33 protein-coding genes are annotated in these 14,176 nt (G+C 59.4%); 12 read left to right on the top strand and 21 right to left on the bottom strand.

The window, feature by feature from the left end:
• Positions 1 to 189: 189 nt before the first annotated feature.
• The 20 genes from ACF8R3_RS02815 to ACF8R3_RS02720 form a co-directional block, all read right to left on the bottom strand.
• Positions 190 to 879: a hypothetical protein gene (locus ACF8R3_RS02815; protein WP_392514866.1), complete on the bottom strand. Its 690-nt coding sequence runs from the start codon at positions 877 to 879 to the stop codon at positions 190 to 192.
• The gene (locus ACF8R3_RS02810; protein ID WP_392514864.1) at positions 876 to 998 is read right to left on the bottom strand and encodes a hypothetical protein; all 123 of its coding nucleotides are present in this window, start codon (positions 996 to 998) and stop codon (positions 876 to 878) included. Before ACF8R3_RS02810 ends, ACF8R3_RS02815 begins: the two co-directional genes overlap by 4 nt.
• Positions 995 to 1,363 carry a RusA family crossover junction endodeoxyribonuclease gene (locus ACF8R3_RS02805; RefSeq protein ID WP_392514862.1) on the bottom strand — a complete coding sequence of 123 codons (369 nt, stop codon included), beginning with the start codon at positions 1,361 to 1,363 and terminating at the stop codon, positions 995 to 997. Before ACF8R3_RS02805 ends, ACF8R3_RS02810 begins: the two co-directional genes overlap by 4 nt.
• Positions 1,360 to 1,662, bottom strand: a complete 303-nt coding sequence (locus tag ACF8R3_RS02800) for a nuclease domain-containing protein (protein ID WP_392514860.1) — start codon at positions 1,660 to 1,662, stop codon at positions 1,360 to 1,362. Before ACF8R3_RS02800 ends, ACF8R3_RS02805 begins: the two co-directional genes overlap by 4 nt.
• On the bottom strand, positions 1,659 to 1,820 hold the full coding sequence (locus ACF8R3_RS02795) for a hypothetical protein (RefSeq protein WP_392514859.1): 162 nt from the start codon (positions 1,818 to 1,820) through the stop codon (positions 1,659 to 1,661). Before ACF8R3_RS02795 ends, ACF8R3_RS02800 begins: the two co-directional genes overlap by 4 nt.
• Complete coding sequence (locus tag ACF8R3_RS02790; RefSeq protein WP_392514857.1) at positions 1,817 to 2,251, bottom strand: recombination protein NinB; 435 nt, start codon at positions 2,249 to 2,251, stop codon at positions 1,817 to 1,819. Before ACF8R3_RS02790 ends, ACF8R3_RS02795 begins: the two co-directional genes overlap by 4 nt.
• A 4-nt stretch (positions 2,252 to 2,255) precedes the next feature.
• Entirely contained in the window at positions 2,256 to 2,438 is a 183-nt protein-coding gene (locus ACF8R3_RS02785; protein WP_392514855.1) for a hypothetical protein, read from the bottom strand.
• On the bottom strand, positions 2,431 to 2,901 hold the full coding sequence (locus ACF8R3_RS02780) for an ead/Ea22-like family protein (RefSeq protein WP_392514853.1): 471 nt from the start codon (positions 2,899 to 2,901) through the stop codon (positions 2,431 to 2,433). Before ACF8R3_RS02780 ends, ACF8R3_RS02785 begins: the two co-directional genes overlap by 8 nt.
• Positions 2,898 to 3,029, bottom strand: coding sequence for a hypothetical protein (locus ACF8R3_RS02775; protein WP_268868161.1), 132 nt, complete (start codon positions 3,027 to 3,029; stop codon positions 2,898 to 2,900). The genes ACF8R3_RS02780 and ACF8R3_RS02775 overlap by 4 nt, the downstream gene beginning before the upstream one ends.
• A complete protein-coding gene (locus tag ACF8R3_RS02770; protein ID WP_392514851.1) occupies positions 3,026 to 3,292 on the bottom strand; it encodes a hypothetical protein in 267 nt (88 codons plus the stop codon). Before ACF8R3_RS02770 ends, ACF8R3_RS02775 begins: the two co-directional genes overlap by 4 nt.
• Positions 3,292 to 3,531, bottom strand: coding sequence for a hypothetical protein (locus tag ACF8R3_RS02765; protein WP_392514849.1), 240 nt, complete (start codon positions 3,529 to 3,531; stop codon positions 3,292 to 3,294). The genes ACF8R3_RS02770 and ACF8R3_RS02765 overlap by 1 nt, the downstream gene beginning before the upstream one ends.
• The gene (locus ACF8R3_RS02760; RefSeq protein WP_392514848.1) at positions 3,531 to 3,893 is read right to left on the bottom strand and encodes a hypothetical protein; all 363 of its coding nucleotides are present in this window, start codon (positions 3,891 to 3,893) and stop codon (positions 3,531 to 3,533) included. Before ACF8R3_RS02760 ends, ACF8R3_RS02765 begins: the two co-directional genes overlap by 1 nt.
• A gap of 2 nt (positions 3,894 to 3,895) precedes the next feature.
• Positions 3,896 to 4,657 carry a replication protein P gene (locus tag ACF8R3_RS02755; RefSeq protein ID WP_392514846.1) on the bottom strand — a complete coding sequence of 254 codons (762 nt, stop codon included), beginning with the start codon at positions 4,655 to 4,657 and terminating at the stop codon, positions 3,896 to 3,898.
• Complete coding sequence (locus ACF8R3_RS02750; protein WP_392514844.1) at positions 4,654 to 5,394, bottom strand: helix-turn-helix domain-containing protein; 741 nt, start codon at positions 5,392 to 5,394, stop codon at positions 4,654 to 4,656. The genes ACF8R3_RS02755 and ACF8R3_RS02750 overlap by 4 nt, the downstream gene beginning before the upstream one ends.
• Positions 5,391 to 5,687 carry a hypothetical protein gene (locus ACF8R3_RS02745; RefSeq protein WP_392514842.1) on the bottom strand — a complete coding sequence of 99 codons (297 nt, stop codon included), beginning with the start codon at positions 5,685 to 5,687 and terminating at the stop codon, positions 5,391 to 5,393. The genes ACF8R3_RS02750 and ACF8R3_RS02745 overlap by 4 nt, the downstream gene beginning before the upstream one ends.
• Entirely contained in the window at positions 5,684 to 6,475 is a 792-nt protein-coding gene (locus ACF8R3_RS02740; RefSeq protein WP_392514840.1) for a Rha family transcriptional regulator, read from the bottom strand. Before ACF8R3_RS02740 ends, ACF8R3_RS02745 begins: the two co-directional genes overlap by 4 nt.
• A 121-nt stretch (positions 6,476 to 6,596) precedes the next feature.
• Entirely contained in the window at positions 6,597 to 6,809 is a 213-nt protein-coding gene (locus ACF8R3_RS02735; protein ID WP_392514838.1) for a hypothetical protein, read from the bottom strand.
• Positions 6,810 to 6,829: 20 nt separating this feature from the next.
• Positions 6,830 to 7,036 (bottom strand): hypothetical protein, encoded by a 207-nt coding sequence (locus tag ACF8R3_RS02730; RefSeq protein WP_027907143.1) that lies wholly within the window; start codon positions 7,034 to 7,036, stop codon positions 6,830 to 6,832.
• 260 nt (positions 7,037 to 7,296) lie between these two features.
• A complete protein-coding gene (locus ACF8R3_RS02725; RefSeq protein ID WP_027919780.1) occupies positions 7,297 to 7,485 on the bottom strand; it encodes a hypothetical protein in 189 nt (62 codons plus the stop codon).
• A 31-nt stretch (positions 7,486 to 7,516) separates the two neighbouring features.
• The gene (locus ACF8R3_RS02720; RefSeq protein ID WP_027919779.1) at positions 7,517 to 7,753 is read right to left on the bottom strand and encodes a hypothetical protein; all 237 of its coding nucleotides are present in this window, start codon (positions 7,751 to 7,753) and stop codon (positions 7,517 to 7,519) included.
• A gap of 113 nt (positions 7,754 to 7,866) precedes the next feature.
• Here ACF8R3_RS02720 and ACF8R3_RS02715 point away from each other — a divergent pair, with 113 nt between their 5' ends.
• The 4 genes from ACF8R3_RS02715 to ACF8R3_RS02700 are packed head-to-tail and all read left to right on the top strand — an operon-like array spanning position 7,867 to position 10,716.
• Entirely contained in the window at positions 7,867 to 8,709 is an 843-nt protein-coding gene (locus ACF8R3_RS02715; protein ID WP_392514837.1) for a helix-turn-helix transcriptional regulator, read from the top strand.
• Positions 8,710 to 8,768: 59 nt separating this feature from the next.
• The gene (locus tag ACF8R3_RS02710) at positions 8,769 to 9,914 is read left to right on the top strand and encodes a hypothetical protein (RefSeq protein ID WP_392514836.1); all 1,146 of its coding nucleotides are present in this window, start codon (positions 8,769 to 8,771) and stop codon (positions 9,912 to 9,914) included.
• Positions 9,911 to 10,249, top strand: coding sequence for an STAS-like domain-containing protein (locus ACF8R3_RS02705; protein ID WP_392514834.1), 339 nt, complete (start codon positions 9,911 to 9,913; stop codon positions 10,247 to 10,249). Before ACF8R3_RS02710 ends, ACF8R3_RS02705 begins: the two co-directional genes overlap by 4 nt.
• Positions 10,246 to 10,716: a hypothetical protein gene (locus ACF8R3_RS02700; protein ID WP_392514832.1), complete on the top strand. Its 471-nt coding sequence runs from the start codon at positions 10,246 to 10,248 to the stop codon at positions 10,714 to 10,716. The genes ACF8R3_RS02705 and ACF8R3_RS02700 overlap by 4 nt, the downstream gene beginning before the upstream one ends.
• A 72-nt stretch (positions 10,717 to 10,788) precedes the next feature.
• On the opposite strand, the gene ACF8R3_RS02695 is transcribed toward ACF8R3_RS02700, so the two are convergent.
• Entirely contained in the window at positions 10,789 to 11,112 is a 324-nt protein-coding gene (locus ACF8R3_RS02695) for a DUF1654 domain-containing protein (protein ID WP_392514830.1), read from the bottom strand.
• Positions 11,113 to 11,567: 455 nt separating this feature from the next.
• Here ACF8R3_RS02695 and ACF8R3_RS02690 point away from each other — a divergent pair, with 455 nt between their 5' ends.
• The 8 genes from ACF8R3_RS02690 (at position 11,568) to ACF8R3_RS02655 (ending at position 14,175) form a co-directional block, all read left to right on the top strand.
• Positions 11,568 to 11,777, top strand: coding sequence for a hypothetical protein (locus tag ACF8R3_RS02690; RefSeq protein WP_392514829.1), 210 nt, complete (start codon positions 11,568 to 11,570; stop codon positions 11,775 to 11,777).
• A gap of 457 nt (positions 11,778 to 12,234) precedes the next feature.
• Entirely contained in the window at positions 12,235 to 12,576 is a 342-nt protein-coding gene (locus tag ACF8R3_RS02685; RefSeq protein ID WP_392514827.1) for a hypothetical protein, read from the top strand.
• Positions 12,573 to 12,800, top strand: coding sequence for a DUF551 domain-containing protein (locus tag ACF8R3_RS02680; RefSeq protein WP_392514826.1), 228 nt, complete (start codon positions 12,573 to 12,575; stop codon positions 12,798 to 12,800). Before ACF8R3_RS02685 ends, ACF8R3_RS02680 begins: the two co-directional genes overlap by 4 nt.
• 20 nt (positions 12,801 to 12,820) lie before the next feature.
• A complete protein-coding gene (locus ACF8R3_RS02675; RefSeq protein WP_392514824.1) occupies positions 12,821 to 13,075 on the top strand; it encodes a hypothetical protein in 255 nt (84 codons plus the stop codon).
• Positions 13,072 to 13,302 (top strand): hypothetical protein, encoded by a 231-nt coding sequence (locus ACF8R3_RS02670; protein WP_392514822.1) that lies wholly within the window; start codon positions 13,072 to 13,074, stop codon positions 13,300 to 13,302. The genes ACF8R3_RS02675 and ACF8R3_RS02670 overlap by 4 nt, the downstream gene beginning before the upstream one ends.
• Positions 13,299 to 13,565 (top strand): hypothetical protein, encoded by a 267-nt coding sequence (locus ACF8R3_RS02665; RefSeq protein ID WP_392514820.1) that lies wholly within the window; start codon positions 13,299 to 13,301, stop codon positions 13,563 to 13,565. The genes ACF8R3_RS02670 and ACF8R3_RS02665 overlap by 4 nt, the downstream gene beginning before the upstream one ends.
• A gap of 158 nt (positions 13,566 to 13,723) precedes the next feature.
• Entirely contained in the window at positions 13,724 to 14,032 is a 309-nt protein-coding gene (locus ACF8R3_RS02660; protein WP_392514818.1) for a hypothetical protein, read from the top strand.
• Entirely contained in the window at positions 14,029 to 14,175 is a 147-nt protein-coding gene (locus tag ACF8R3_RS02655; protein ID WP_392514816.1) for a hypothetical protein, read from the top strand. The genes ACF8R3_RS02660 and ACF8R3_RS02655 overlap by 4 nt, the downstream gene beginning before the upstream one ends.
• Position 14,176: the final 1 nt, after the last annotated feature.

The raw sequence follows: 14,176 nt of genomic DNA, 5'->3' as shown, positions 1-14,176 counted from the left end.
ATAGTGCTATCAATTCGTTCCGTGCACTCTGAAAAATCAGGCATTCACCAAAGTTTGTGTTATTCGGGACTCTTGAGGCCCTCTCGAGGCAATAAAAAACCCGGCACGAGGGCCGGGTTCTGTGCGTCAATCCTCAGCACACGCAGGAATGACAGGATGAGGGAATAATGTTGCACCGTTGCGCGATTGTCAAGCCGCTTCTGACATCAAAATGCCTTCGTCCTCCAAAATCTTGGCAGATGCCGCCAGCGCCTCGACAACCATCTCGTCCAGCACCTTCTCGATGGCCTTCTTCCACCGCCAGTAAGTGGTCCGGTTCAGGCCCTGGTTGTCCCATGTGTTGATGTCATAGAACTCGGCCGGCAGCACGATCATGTCGGTTGAGCGCTTCACGTACTGCTCGCGGCGCGCCTGCCCGGCATCCTCGGGCATCTCGCCACCAGCCAAGTGCTGGACCACGCCAGCGTGCAGCGAAGCGAACTCTGCGCGCTCTCGGGCAGCACGGCTGGCTACCTCATGTCCGGACTGTGCTTGTACGCCCTTCACCGGCGGGATGGCCCAGGCGGTGACCGCCTTGTACCGGAACAGGTTCGGCGCCTGGGTAGCGATCAGCGGGACCAGCTTGCCGATCGCCTCCACCTTCTTGGCCTTGTGGGTCGAAAACCTGGCCGTGAGCGCATTCCAGTGCCGAGGGATGAGCTTGCTGTGTAGCCGGGCGTGCACCCAGCAGTCCAGCAACATGGCTGCATCCTTGCCGGTGATCTCGCCTTTGAGCTTTGATGCCTGCACCTTCGGCTCGAAGTCGCCACCCCCTACTCCGCTCATGGTATCTGCCGCCAGGGCGCGAACGATCGCTGCCAACACGCTTTGGTATTTCATCGGCCCTGCTCCTTCTTGAGGCGAACTTGGATTGATCGGGCGTGCAGTGCACACCAGGTTGAGATGACGCCGATGGCCAGCAGCAATGCCCAGGCCGTGTCGCTGATAGTCCAGGTCATGCTGCTTCCTCCATCGGCTCAATGCGGACGCGCACAGCGCCGCCTTTGGTCATTTCCCGGCGCACGATGCGCAGGTCGTCGATCTGTTCGTCGTCATGCCAAACCCCGGCATGCGACAATGCGTCCAGCAGCCCCTTGGCGACGTTGTCGAGGTCGCGCCTGCGCTTATCAGGGGGAAAGCACTCGATCGTCACGCGCAGGCGCCCAGAGAGCTTCTGGATGGCATACGGTATTGACCAACACACGTTCGCGCGATATTTCCGGCCTTTTTCACTGATTAGGTGTCTCCCGGCCAGCTTGCCAGTGGTAGGGTGGCGCCAATAGGTGTTCACGCTCGGCGGGTATGGCAGGTGCAGGATCGTCATGCCGCCCCCTTGACTGTCATCAGCCCGGCGCGGATCAGGGCCTCATGCGTCTCTGCGATGGCCCTGGGCATGTCCGACCAATCCACCTCGCCCCGCCCGCGCCCGTCCAGCACGTCATGGCAGGCCGAGCAGGCGTAGACGGCCACGGTGTCGAAGCCCTTCATGCCCATGCCCTTCTGCCCACATGGAAGGTGGGCCAACACGGTGGTGTCCGGGTTGAAGTTGCAGATGTCGGGGATGCGGACTGTGCAGTCCTGGCCGCGGGCGCTGTCACGGACCTTCTTGCTCACGATCCTCATACCTCGTCACCCCATTTGTAGAACACGCCACCCATGGCAAGCGCGGTACCGAAGATCGCCCAGAAGGCCGGACCGTTCATGTACACACCTACCATTGAGAGCTGCGCTGCCAGCGCGCCGCCGAGCAGGGCCGTGATTACTGCATAGGTGCTCTTCATGCCACGCTCCTGCGGCGCTCGCCGTAAATAGCCATCATCAGGTCCTCGGGGTGCGGCAGTAGCAGCTGCAAGTGCTCTGCGCAGTAGGCGTCCAGCAGCTCCAGGTACTGGGTCATCTGCTGGGTGTTGAACTTCCGGGTCTTAGCGCGCCCGACGCGGTACCGGGTGCCGTCGGGCAGTTCCACAGGATGCACCTTGGCGGGCCAGAGCTTGGCCACCAGAATCTCGTGCCACTCCTCGGCGCTGGCCAGCTGGCCGAACGAGTCGCGCAGATGGGCCTGAATCAGGCCGTTCCACTGCCACAGCAGTCGGTTCTGTGCATCCGAGCGCTTGCTGCGCACCTCAACGATCGTGAGCCGGCGCGGCTTGGCCAGGTCCAGGCTCTTAATGTATCCGAGCAGCCGGGTGCGGTCGGATTCGTTGCGAAGCATGAGGTCAGTCAAGTTCCACCCCCTTCATGCGAGCCAAGAGTTTCAGCTTGCTGACTTCATCGCGCAGGCCACGCAGTTCTGGCAGCAGCTTTTTCAACTGCCACGTCGTGCCATAAGCCCAACCCACCGCGCATCCGGAGAAGACGCCAGCCACCAAGCAAGTGGTGAAAAAGACGAGGTCAGTCATGGCTCACCGCCTTGGCCAGGGCCGCCCGCGCTTCAGTCACAGCCGCCATGTCGCGCTCGTACAAGCGACGAGTTACGGGGTGCATGTCCTCAGGCTTCTGGCCACCGTGCTTGCAGATGATCTCGGCTGAAAGCTCATCAGCGCAGTCACCAAGCGCCTTGCGCAGCGCCTCGTTCTCGGCCTTGAGCTGGTCGCGCTCAGCACGGAACGCCCTACGCTCCCGATCACAATGACCGAGCTGATTCGAAAGGTTCTGCGACTCACGATCCAACCACTCAATCTCTGCGAGCAGGGCCAGGACAGTGGCCGGACTGGCTGCGGCAATGAAGCGGCTGTCATCATGGTGAAGGCCATGGATTTCGCCGGTCTTGTCGTCGCAATAGCGCAGATCGCCAGCGGAGTACCATTCGCCACCTCCTGAGGCTTCAGCCAGCGCCTTCAGCTTCTCTTTGTCGATTGTCATGGCTTCACCTCACACTCAGGCCAGATCAACTGCGCCTCACGCAGCGCACCCGCGCGGTCAAGGCTCTGCTCCATCAGCACCATCTGGAAGGCCTTGGGGCCTACGATTACTGTCCATACGCGCTTCATGGGGTCACCCGCATGGCTTTTCCGAAGGCAGTACGGCAATCCAAAATCGCCGCACCTGCGCAGTCTGGAGCGGTGTATGTGTGCTGATCGGGCCAGTCCACCACCACGGCCTCGCGGGAGGCCTGCCAGGAATTCCAGGAATCCCGGACAAAGCCGTAGATGTAATTTCCAAAGGAATCACGGTCTATGAGCCACTTGTTCTCGTCTCTGGCCCAGGCCTCAAACTGCTCGCGGCTGGTGTCGCGCATCTGGTTGGTGTCCATCAGTGCTTCTCCCCAGTCAAATCCTGGAATACCCACATCACATTCGCGCCGCTCAGGCGCGGCGGTTCGACGTAGCAGACCTGGCTGCCATCGACGAAAACCTGCCCGGCATGCGTGCTGACACGCCCTCGCTCCAGGCCTTCCGCCAGCGAGCAACCCAGCACGCGCTCCACGCACTCCTCAATCTGCGCCTCGAAGCGGCGGCAGGCAGTGCGGTAAACCTCGATTGCGATCTGCATCACTTGCCCTCCAGCATGGCCTGGCCGATTTCGCCAGCCGCACGAACGATTGCGGTACGGAGCGCTTTGCTGCGGGCCTCATGCTCGTCAGCGCCTTCGAACCAGTGATCGTCAGCGTCTTCCATCCATTTGGCCTCTCCAAACGGGCCGACATAGAACCTTTCGCCTTCACCGTTGCGCTCGACCTCGAAATTGAGATCCACAAGAAGCTTCAGCGCGTCGCTGTCGTCTTGGAGCGGTCGCCACAGGCGGTAGGAGTCGCGGCTGCCAATGCGCAAGCAGTTGCGGGCTGCCTCGTAGCAGAGGACCGGGCGGATTCCAGCAGCCTTCGCCGCCAGTTCCAGCAGTTGTTGATCTGACATGCTCACACCCTCTCCCCGGCCGGCTGCCCGGCGCGCTTGATGTTCAACTTGGCCAGTAGGTGTGCACGGCATGCGGCGGCGCTGGTCGGGATCTGTTGCAGGTCCAGCAGGCGGGCCTGGCGCTGGTTGGCGTACTCGTCCGCAAGCTGCGCAGCGCCCTTCTGGCTGTCATGCCCGATGCCAGTGGCGATTTCGCCCAATGGCTCGCCGGCGACCAGCATGCGAATGGTGATGTTGTAGGCCCGAGCGAAAACCTTCTCAGCCCGCTCCACCTCCATTGACCCCAGGTTCTGCGCCTCACACTGCAGGGCTGCGTGGCGCACCGCTGCGTGCGTCCAAGCGCGTGACCCTGCCCTGCTGGGGTGGAAGTTCTCCAGCGCCTCTGCCAGGGCCCGCGCAAGCGGCGGAATGCCCATCTCCTCCGGGGTCGGCTGGCACAGCTTGATGAACTTGCCGCTGCTCGGAGCGAAGTCGGTGCCCAGCACCCGGCACTTCTGGATGCCGAAGCGGATCTGCTCGAGCGTGTTGATGCCCGCGGCGACGAAGGACTTGATCCAGCTGCGCTTGGCAGCCTTCAGGGATTCGTCATCCGGCCAGGCCTGCTTCCACGCAGGGAAGATGGCCTGCAGTTCCTTGAACAGGGCGTTGACCACCTCGGTGGTGCCAGGGTCTAGCTGCTTGGCCGGGGCGTGCACCTCGTCTGGCAGGTTGCCGGTCTTGGCCATGATCTGCGTCACGCTGCGCAGTTTCGGTTGTGCGCTCATAAGGCCCCCAGGTCATCTGCCCATGTGGTGTCGTTGAAGTCGGGGCCGCTGGCCGCGCGGCGGGATGCGAACGGGGCGGCGCCTGCCGGCTGTGGCAGTTCGTCTTCCCAACGCTTGCCGTTCAGCCAGGTGGATGCGTGCGGGATGAACTGGCCGCCGTCCTTGGTCCAGTCGGTCGATACGGTCCAGGCAGCCAAGGCCTTGGCCATCAGGTCGAACAGGTCAGCGGTGACCTTGATCTTCGCCCAGGCCTTCTCAGCGGCGGACTTGCCGACCTTGCGCGGGTAGAGCGCCCAGAACCGATCGAAAGCGACCGAGTCTGGAGCGTCAGCGACCTTAGGCTTTACCGGTTCCTTGACTGGTTCAGAAGAGTGACTGGTTCTGGGGGCAGCTCCTGCCCCACCCCCTGGGTTATCTCCTGCCCCAGGTGGGTTATCTGCTGCCCCACCCCCTAGGGCAGGAGCTGCCCCACCCTCCAGAGCCAGGTGAAACACGTTTGACTGGTTCAGCTCTCCCTTGCGGCGAAACTCACGACGCAGCAGGCCGGATTTCTCCAGCTCACGGATGTGAACCTTGACGGTAGAGCGGCCGATTTCGCACTGGTCTGCGATGTGCTGGTACGACGGCCAACACTCGCCCATGTCGTTTGCGTTGTCGGCCAGCTTGATGAGCACCAGCTTGCGCAGTGGATTGCCGACCTTGGTCTTCATGGCCTTAACCATCAGCTCCATGCTCACTGGGCACGCTCCTCGGCCATGCCGTTGTAGCGCTCATAGCCGTCGCCGTACTCGTAGCAATAGGTAGCCGGCCATGCGCCGCGAGTACCTTCTGGCACGAAGTGATAGAAGCTGTCGTAGGTGCCTCGCCCCGGGACCGTCTTGACCCATACGTGCTCCGCACCGCCCAGACACCAGCGCGGGCGCTCCTTGACGGCCTCCGTCATAAACAGCTCCAGATCGTGATGTCCACGGCTCATGACGATGTAGGTGTCTTCGCCTACCGATTCGATATCCAGCGGGTAGCTCTTCATGCTGCACCCCGCACGGCCTTATCGTGGGTGTGCAGGCCGTCCCAGTTCTTCTTCATGGGCAGCTCGCCGGCCAGGTACAGCTCGTACAGGCGAACGGCGCCCTTGCGCAGAAGGATCGGCGTGTAGCTGATGAACGCCTCTTTCCCGTGCGGGGTGATCTCCTGCTGGTGCTCGGTCATGTACCTGTCGCGGGCATACGCTGCCACGCGGTAGCGGGTGCCGGACTTGCTCTCGTTGTAGAGCCAGCTGCGGCCTTCGAGGAAGTGGCCGACGTGCATCACGTTGACCCCATTCAGGCCCTTGCAGAACTGGACGTGGCTCATGCCTTCCTTGAACAGGTTCTCCAGGTGGTCGATCTTCTTGGCCTGTGCCTCGACCTGGACGGTGAGCAGGACGCGAGCCTTCTCCGACTCCAGGGCCATCTGGAGGATCTCCAGCTTGCTTAGGTCGGCGGGCGCGGCCTGGGCTTCGAGTTCGCGCCAGCGCTTGATGACGGCCATGCGCATAGCGGCGCTGTAGCCTGTGAGCAGGCAATCGGTGTGCTCGCGGTCCAGGCAGTACTCGCGCCGAGCCCGGTTTTGCGAGTCGAAATAGATCTGTCCAAACTTGGACGCATCTTCTTTCAGGTCGCCGAGCATCTTCTCGATGTCGCGCTTGACGTGCTGATGCTGCTTACCGGTCAGCTCAGCGATCTCGCGTGACGACATCGTGTGCGCCACAAAATCGCGCTTGTCGTTTTGTGGCGCGACCCTTTGCAGGGCCTGTACACTTGGGGTCTGCATATGCATAATTCCCTTCACAAGTTGTGTATTGCAGAGAGCCGGGCCGCGAACCCGGCTTTTTTGTCTCTGCGATTTGGCGTCCCTTATGAGGGACTGGCGCCTGGGTCCCTAATTAGGGATCAGACGGTTACCTCGGCGCCGCGAACGGCACCACGTTGCTGCTTTTGGGTTCCTCCCGCTGCGCGAGGAAGTGCGTGGCCTTCTTCAGGATCTGCGCGGCCAGCTCATCGGTACTCACACCGACCTCCTCCGCCCAGGCCTCCAGGTCCGCAAAGTCACCCCTGCGGAACCGGGCTATCTCCACGTCGTGCTGCTTAACTGCTTCGTTTGCAGGCGACATTCGTCCTCCCCTGGACCTATTCAGGCCCTGGCCTTTTTCTCGTTGATCAGCGGCAGGTGGCCGTGCTCTTTCTTGAACGCCAGCGCGGCCAGGATGATTTCCCGGGCCAGGACGCTGTGCTGGGCTTTGAGCTCCAGGGCGTACCCCTTCAGCTCGTTGAAGTCCTCGTCATCCAAGCGAACCTTGACCTGGTGGTCGTGGCGGTGAGCTTTGTCGTCGTAGGCCATCGGGTGATCCCCTGCTAGCTGTGCAAGTCGTTCGGGCTTATTAGTTACGTGTCAGGGCCGGTTCAGGCCCTGCGGTGGAACGGTGTTACGGTTCCCCGCGGGCTGCGGGGCTTAGTTCGGTTGGCCAGTTCCTTTCGGATCAGCTCAGCTGCGAGTGCTTCGGGGCTTACACCCCGTTTCGCCGCTTCTCGCTCCAGCTGCTCCATCTGTCCCTGGTCCAATCCGACTTCTTCAATCGGCATGGGGCCTCCTACGGGCCTTCAGGCCACGTGCTGATCGCCGGTATTCTCCGAAGCCAGGGCGGCCAGCTGAGCCTCAAGCAGCTCACGGCAGAGCACAGCGCGCTGAGTACGATGAAACTTGGCCAGCGCCTGAATCAGTTCGAACGTGTCCTCATCGACCCGGACCTTGATCTCGCGGTCATGCAGGTGCTTGGGATTGGCGTACATGCGGGGATTGCTCCTTGCTATGGAAATTGAATTACGCGGCGCCCTTCAGCGCTTTGCGTGCAAAGGGGATAAGGTCGGGGCGCAGGCCAGCTATCGTGATTTCGCCGTCCGATGCGTCCTGCAAGCGCTCAGCGAGGTCGACGGAAGCCTTCCGATGACCACCTGCGAGCTGCCAGAGATGGCCGACAGTGGTCTTCGCTGCGGCTGCTACATCCCGCCGACGCTCATTGGTGGCGGTAGCCAACCATTCACGGAGGTGATCGTTCATGTGGGTTCTCCTTACACATATGGCGAAATTTAGCTCATGGCTAATATTCGAGCAAGTGGAATTTAGCCTTGCGCACATTTAGCACAGGGCTAAACACTGGCATTCTTCGCGCCATGGATATCTACGAAATTCGCAAACACAATCTGGTCAAGCTGATCGGCAGCCAGAGAAAAGGGTCCTGCGCCGAGCGGTGGGGGATGGCTCCTGCGCACCTGAGCCAGATCCTCTCCGACAAGACGGCGAAGAACCTGGGCGACGACGTAGCGCGCCGGATCGAGGAAGTGGAGGGGCTGCCGAGAGGCTGGTTCGACTCGATCCCCTCGGGCGACGACGGGCAGCCGCTGGCTGAGGCCGTGGATGGCAAGCTGTCGGCTGCTGACCTGGTAAAGCAGATGCTCGCGAAGAGCGGGAGAGGTATTCCTGAAGAAACTCGCCAGAGGCTGCTGGCTGCGGCCGAGGAGCCAGCGCCTGCGGTCGCTCCAGCCGATAGCGGAGTAGTCAAGGCAGATTTCAACCGCCCAGGCCTAGTCGGCGATGAGGTATGGATCGCCCACTATGACGTGCGCGGCGCCATGGGCGGCGGCGAGCAAACGCATGACTTCCCCGAGATGTTGCAGGACGTGCGCGTCAGCCCCCGACACCTGCGTGAGCTGGGCGTTGAGTTCAAAGAGCACTATCACCTGAAGCTCGTCACAGGTTGGGGTCAGTCCATGGCACCCACGATCAAAAACCGCGACCCACTGATCGTCGACGTCAGCATTCGGGAATTCGCTGGTGACGGGATCTACTACTTCTCCTGGGGTGGTCACGAGTACATCAAGCGCCTGCAGATCGCGGACGAGGAACACTTCGAAATGATCTCAGACAACCCTAAGCACAAGGATCGGATGATTCGAAGAGAAGAAACCTACATCCAGGCCAGAGTTTTACTAGTCTGGAATGCCCATTTGGTTTGATAACGTAAGCCACAAGTAAGTATCTTTGCCACCAATAGATTCCAGCATGGAAGACCCAGATGAAAAAGCGGTCTAGTTACAAAGCGAAGCATGAAATGCGTGCAGCTTTGAAGCGCGCAGCAAGAAGAAACCGCTCTAAAGGAAGAAGTGGCGTAATTGATGTCAATCCGATTTATCTCCGTCCTTTCAATGGAGAAATTAAGACCCGCAGAGTTCAAGAAGACGCCAAAATCCAGGTCCCCGCAAAGCTAGACCTGTACTCAAAACAAAACTTTGACGTGCTTTGCAAATTTATTAGCAATCTCAGAGAGATGGCCAAATACAATGAGCGCATCATACTCTGCTTTAGGCACACTCATAGAATTACGGCAGCAGCGGCTTTACGAATGCTGGCTGAAGTTGAGCATCTGCAGACCTCCTATGAAAATCTAAGCTTTGGATGTTCAATACCTCCTAAGCGTCGGGGCAAATACAAGAACGCCGACAAAGTCATTGAGGCTATACTGCAGCAGATAGGTTTCTTTAAGCTAATCGGACAACCTGAGCGAGCACCAACTAAGCAAACAGACATCGCACGCTGGAAGCAACTTTCTGGAAATCTAGCTGATGGAAGTCTTGCCGGCAACCTTCTAAACAGCCTGCCTTCGTCGATCTCAAAGCAATCTAAAGCTCAACTATATAAAGGGGCCATTGAAGCAATGGCTAACAGTGTTGACCATGCTTACCCCGAGGGCGACTGTGAACACCCGGAAAATAGATGGTGGATGTTAGTAGGTACGAGTAGCGACAAAATCACGCTGATAGTGTGCGACTTAGGTGTAGGCATTCCCGTCACACTACCACAAAAGCATCCGGACTCCTTGTTAAAATCAATTTTTAAAATTTGCGGCATCCTTGGCAACGCTGATGCCGATCTTATTCACGCCTCAACTTTCATCAAACGCTCGCGCACAAATCAGACCCACCGCGGCAAAGGCGGTGCCGACATTCGATCCATTACTGAACATTTCCCCTCGGCACTACTCTCAATCAGAAGCAACAGGGGATGCTACGTAGTGGCTGGAGCTGAGCGTGAAGGAGCGATGCCAGATGGCTACCGACAGATTCCCGATACCGATGGACGAGAGTGGTCAGCTAGCTATAATGGCTCAATCCGAGGCACTTTGATTGAGTGGACTGTATCTTTGAAGGAATTGGAAAAATGAAAGTTATCAATGTTACGGATTTTTCCGAGTTTCCAGGCCCTCGCTATATATCCCTAGGACCTAACTCTGGCGAAGCATTTAGAAAGCAGGTGTTAATTCCAAACATTCTAGAGCACGCTGGCGAAATCACCGTTGATCTAGATGGCGCACTGGGTTATGGATCATCTTTTTTAGATGAGGCATTTGGCGGCCTCATCCGCGATGGAGTGGACAGCAAAATAGTTTTAAAAATATGCGACAATCTAAAGTCAGAAGATGACCCTTCACTCAAGATACAAATAACACAATGGGTTAAAGAGGCCATTTCAACTTACAGCAAGAGCAGTCCTAAATGACGGATCAGGCAGACTCAGGACTGAGCATAGGCGCATATGTCGGATGGACCTTCGCATTTGTCGGCTTGGTCGCCACGTTGATCGGCTGGAGGGTTCGCGGTCAGCAGCAACGTTTTCTTGCCAAGCGAAAAGACGTTCACGATTCAATTGACAGGGCAGTGAAAGCACTTACCGAATATGAGGATGGTGCAATTTCATTCTGGACCGAAAAGGACACTAAGCTTAATAAAAATTCTGTCCTAACCCTTCATAAGCGACTCACTGTCTCATTGAGGCAGATTGAGGAACTTACTGACGCACCCGCCCCCTACGATCTACTCCAACAGCTTCACAAAGCTGCCACATTAGACTTTGAAATTGCACGAAGACCTATTAGTTCTAGCTCAGAACGCATAGCAAGAATTGCAGGCACATCTGGAAAGCTACTGAACTCTAGTTATCTGATGAAGTCTTGGAAAAAGAAATGAAAAATCGAGGAAATGCTCGGGGTTCGAGCATTTCCTGTTCTGGGCCGCCATCCACTAGCGATTCAGGGTACTTTAGAATGGCGTCGCTTCGATCTCCTCCTCCACGCTGTCTTCTTCAATAATGAAGTCATCCCGCTCCTGAAGCGCGCTTCGCTCCCACCGAACGGTCACCGTGCCGTCGTCATTAAACGTCAGGTCCAGCTCGGGCACTTCGGCGATCAGCCCGATCACCTCCTCCCACTCTGCCTCCCCGTCCGTATCCAGGCGATGGATCGTCACCCAGCGCTGCGTCTGCGCGATCGGGTGACTGATCATCGACGACACCCTCAGGCTCAGCCTCTCTAGCCCGGTCATTTCCTGACGCTGCTTCGGCGCCGCTTTGTTCTGCTTGGACATAGTTCCATCTCCGAGAGCTGTATATTCGTACAGTGATTTCAGAATCATAGCGCAGTGCTAAATCTCAGGTAAAGGCCCTGCTTAACGACTCCAGCCCTGGAGGCATTTTGTCGCTCGGCGAAAATAATTTAGCTCCTAGCTATTGACGATTCTTTAGCGCTTGGCTAAATTTCACCTCAAGCAGTCACTCACCAGGGACTGCAGAGGCCCTCACAGGCCGCCGCTCTTTAACAACCAAGACCGCCGAGCCTGCAGGCATAGCAGGCCACCATCCCCGCAGGGCTCTGGTGCGATCAGGTGTGCCGCGATAGAGCGGCATCCAAGCGGCGCGCATGCCTCGACAGATGCAGGAAGCGCGATACCGGGAGAGCGACCGGGGCCTGAGAGAGCACAGATTTCACTGGCTGGCCTTGGCGACAGGGCCAGACGGGAAATCAACCGCCGTGGAGGGCAGCATGTACACCACCGACGACGAAATGAAGATCCGAAAATTCGGGCGCGTGACCATCACCAAGGAAGGCATCAGCGTTGAAGGCTTCGACGTGAAGGGCGCCATGTGCCGCGATGTGGCCGTTGTGGCGGCGGCCTGGGCGATCGGCGAGCTGCAGCGCGAAATGCTGAAGACCATCCAGAAGCCCGGCGGCGGAAAAATCGGCGTCGACTGAACAACCGGCGCCACGTCAGCCTGACGTTAACTGCCCGATGCCCTGCTCCCCATCGCAGGCTGCATCGGAGTGTGATCTGAATGCGCAGGCTGATGCGCAGCGATGCAGGCTCACAAGCGCGGCGCCGGCGGGCGAAAGCTGACCGGCTCGGTTGAACCTGACACTTCTCACGCAAGCCGGAGATCAGCGCCGGCCAGATCACACCCCGATGCAGAGAAGCGCCCAGCTCCGGGCGCGGTTACCGAAGTACCTGTGGACGTCCCTTCCCTCGCTCCGGGGGTATACGAATTGCGCCGCTGGATGGGTCCACGCCAAGCCAGCTGCCGGGGTAGCGCCCGGCATCTGCATCACCCCTTCCCTTCACATCGACCGCATTGGCAGGCGCCAGGCCACCTTTCACGGTGGGTTTGGTCACCCGCGCCTGGCTCCTGGCCAATGCGGTCAAGAGGACAACCCCATGTACCAGCCACCAGAACCATCTAACGTAGGCCGCTGCCTGCGCTGCTCGAGCTGCATCGACGTGACAGAGCACGTGGGCGGCATCTGCTACGACTGCCAGCCAGCCGAGGCCGGTGATCAGCCTGCCTTCCCGGTTCAGGCCAGCGAATACGGCGGCCATGGCACCTGCTTTGGACTGACGATCCGCGACTACTTCGCAGCCAAGGCGCTACCCACTGCTTGGGCCGCATTCGACGGCGGCTATTTCGACGCCGGCGAGTGGGACAGCATCAACCGTGGAGTTGCTGAATGCGCCTACCAAATGGCTGACGCCATGCTCGCCGCCCGGGTGAAGCCATGAGCGGCTGGATCAAGTGCAGCGACAGGCTGCCATCCGACATCGACCCGGTTCTGGCATTTGGCCAGAGCGACAGCAACGACACCGAGCATGTCTTCATCGGCTGGACTGATGGTGACAAGTGGTTCGAGATCAACAACGGCGACTACATCGACGGCGGCTACGGGCAGGACTACGACGCCGTAGCCACGCACTGGCAACCGCTGCCAGCCGATCCTACCGAGTAACCCACCACCTGGAGGCGACCATGGCTCGCGAGCATGAGCTTTACGCAGACAGCGCCCAGGCGCGCGAGGTTGATCGCCAGTACAGGCTGTTCGGTGATACCAGCTGGGCGGACCACCTCACCTCGAAGCAGGCCCGGGCGAACAACGAGGCCTGGAACAGAAACATCCGCGAGCGTGACGAGCGCCAGCGGGTTGAAAGCCGCCGGGTGATTGCCTCGGCACTCGACAAGATGGAAGCCATGTGCGGCTCAGGCGCCGCTCGGAGGACTGCATGAACAAAGGCACACGCGACGAGGTGGTCGCCATCATCAACTCTCGGTTCGAGGCCATCGACGCCTCGTTCAGCGAGGGGCTGCGCGGCGAGTTGATGATGGCAATCGACCTGGCCGGGTTGACCGGCGCGATCGACATTCCAAAGCAGCGCAGCTACATGGAGCGCTTAAACCAGGCAATTGAGCGCAACAACGCGGCTTGGCTGGCGGCCAACGGGAGAGTGGCATGAGCACTGCACCTGTGAAATCGCTCATTGACGAGCAACTGGATCAAATCGAACTCAGCCTTGCCATGTTTGGCGCAGGGGTGTCACGGGACCTACCAGAATCCATGACCATGCCGGCCGATCGCGTGCTGATGTTGTTCAAGGGCCCAACCTTTGCCGCCGCGGTCCACGAGGCCGAGCTGGCCAGCATCGAGAACCCGCTGGCCTGGAAGTGCCGGGCTTGTATCTGTGGTGAGTGGACGGTTGGCTATGAGGTCCGAGCATGACCAGCTACCAACGCGCCCGCCGCTTCGCAACATGGCGCGGCAGCTTCATCACCCTTTCCCTGTGCACCGCCTGGTTGCTTGCAAGCGCCTGGGCCGGTTGCATCACCCAGTAACCACCCATTTCAGCGCCGGCCGCACGCATGGCGCGGGAGACTCGCATGCCCGAAATTCGCGTAGAGCTCGATCAGCAGGTTGTCGGCCTGACGCCGGCAATCCTGGCCAAGGCCTTCTGGGCCATGGAAGACACCCAGCAGGCCAAGTTCTTCGATGATCTGGCCAAGGTGATCGAGGCCGATCACGTCAACAACCCCAGCTCCTACGGTTACGGCGAGCTGCAGTGGTGCTACCTCAAGGAGGTGCTGCGCCGGCCCGGCATGGAGCGCGCCAACAAGATGCATATGGCGCTGTCGGCGTTCGCCTTCGACTTCTGGCCGCGCAAGCCTGACGGCGCACGGGAGGGGCTGTGAAAACAACACCCCGCCTGGCCGCCCATATCGACTGGATGACGGTCGGAGAGTTCTCGCCTGAGCGGTACCAGGGCGATGAGCGCAAAGAGTACGAAGAAGAGGCCGCTCGCATTGAGCGGCAGTGGGACAACCAACCGAACTGAG

It is taken from the genome of Pseudomonas sp. FYR_7, from assembly GCF_043106155.1.
GTDB lineage: Bacteria > Pseudomonadota > Gammaproteobacteria > Pseudomonadales > Pseudomonadaceae > Aquipseudomonas > Aquipseudomonas parafulva_B.
This window is presented reverse-complemented; position numbering and strand designations above follow the sequence as displayed.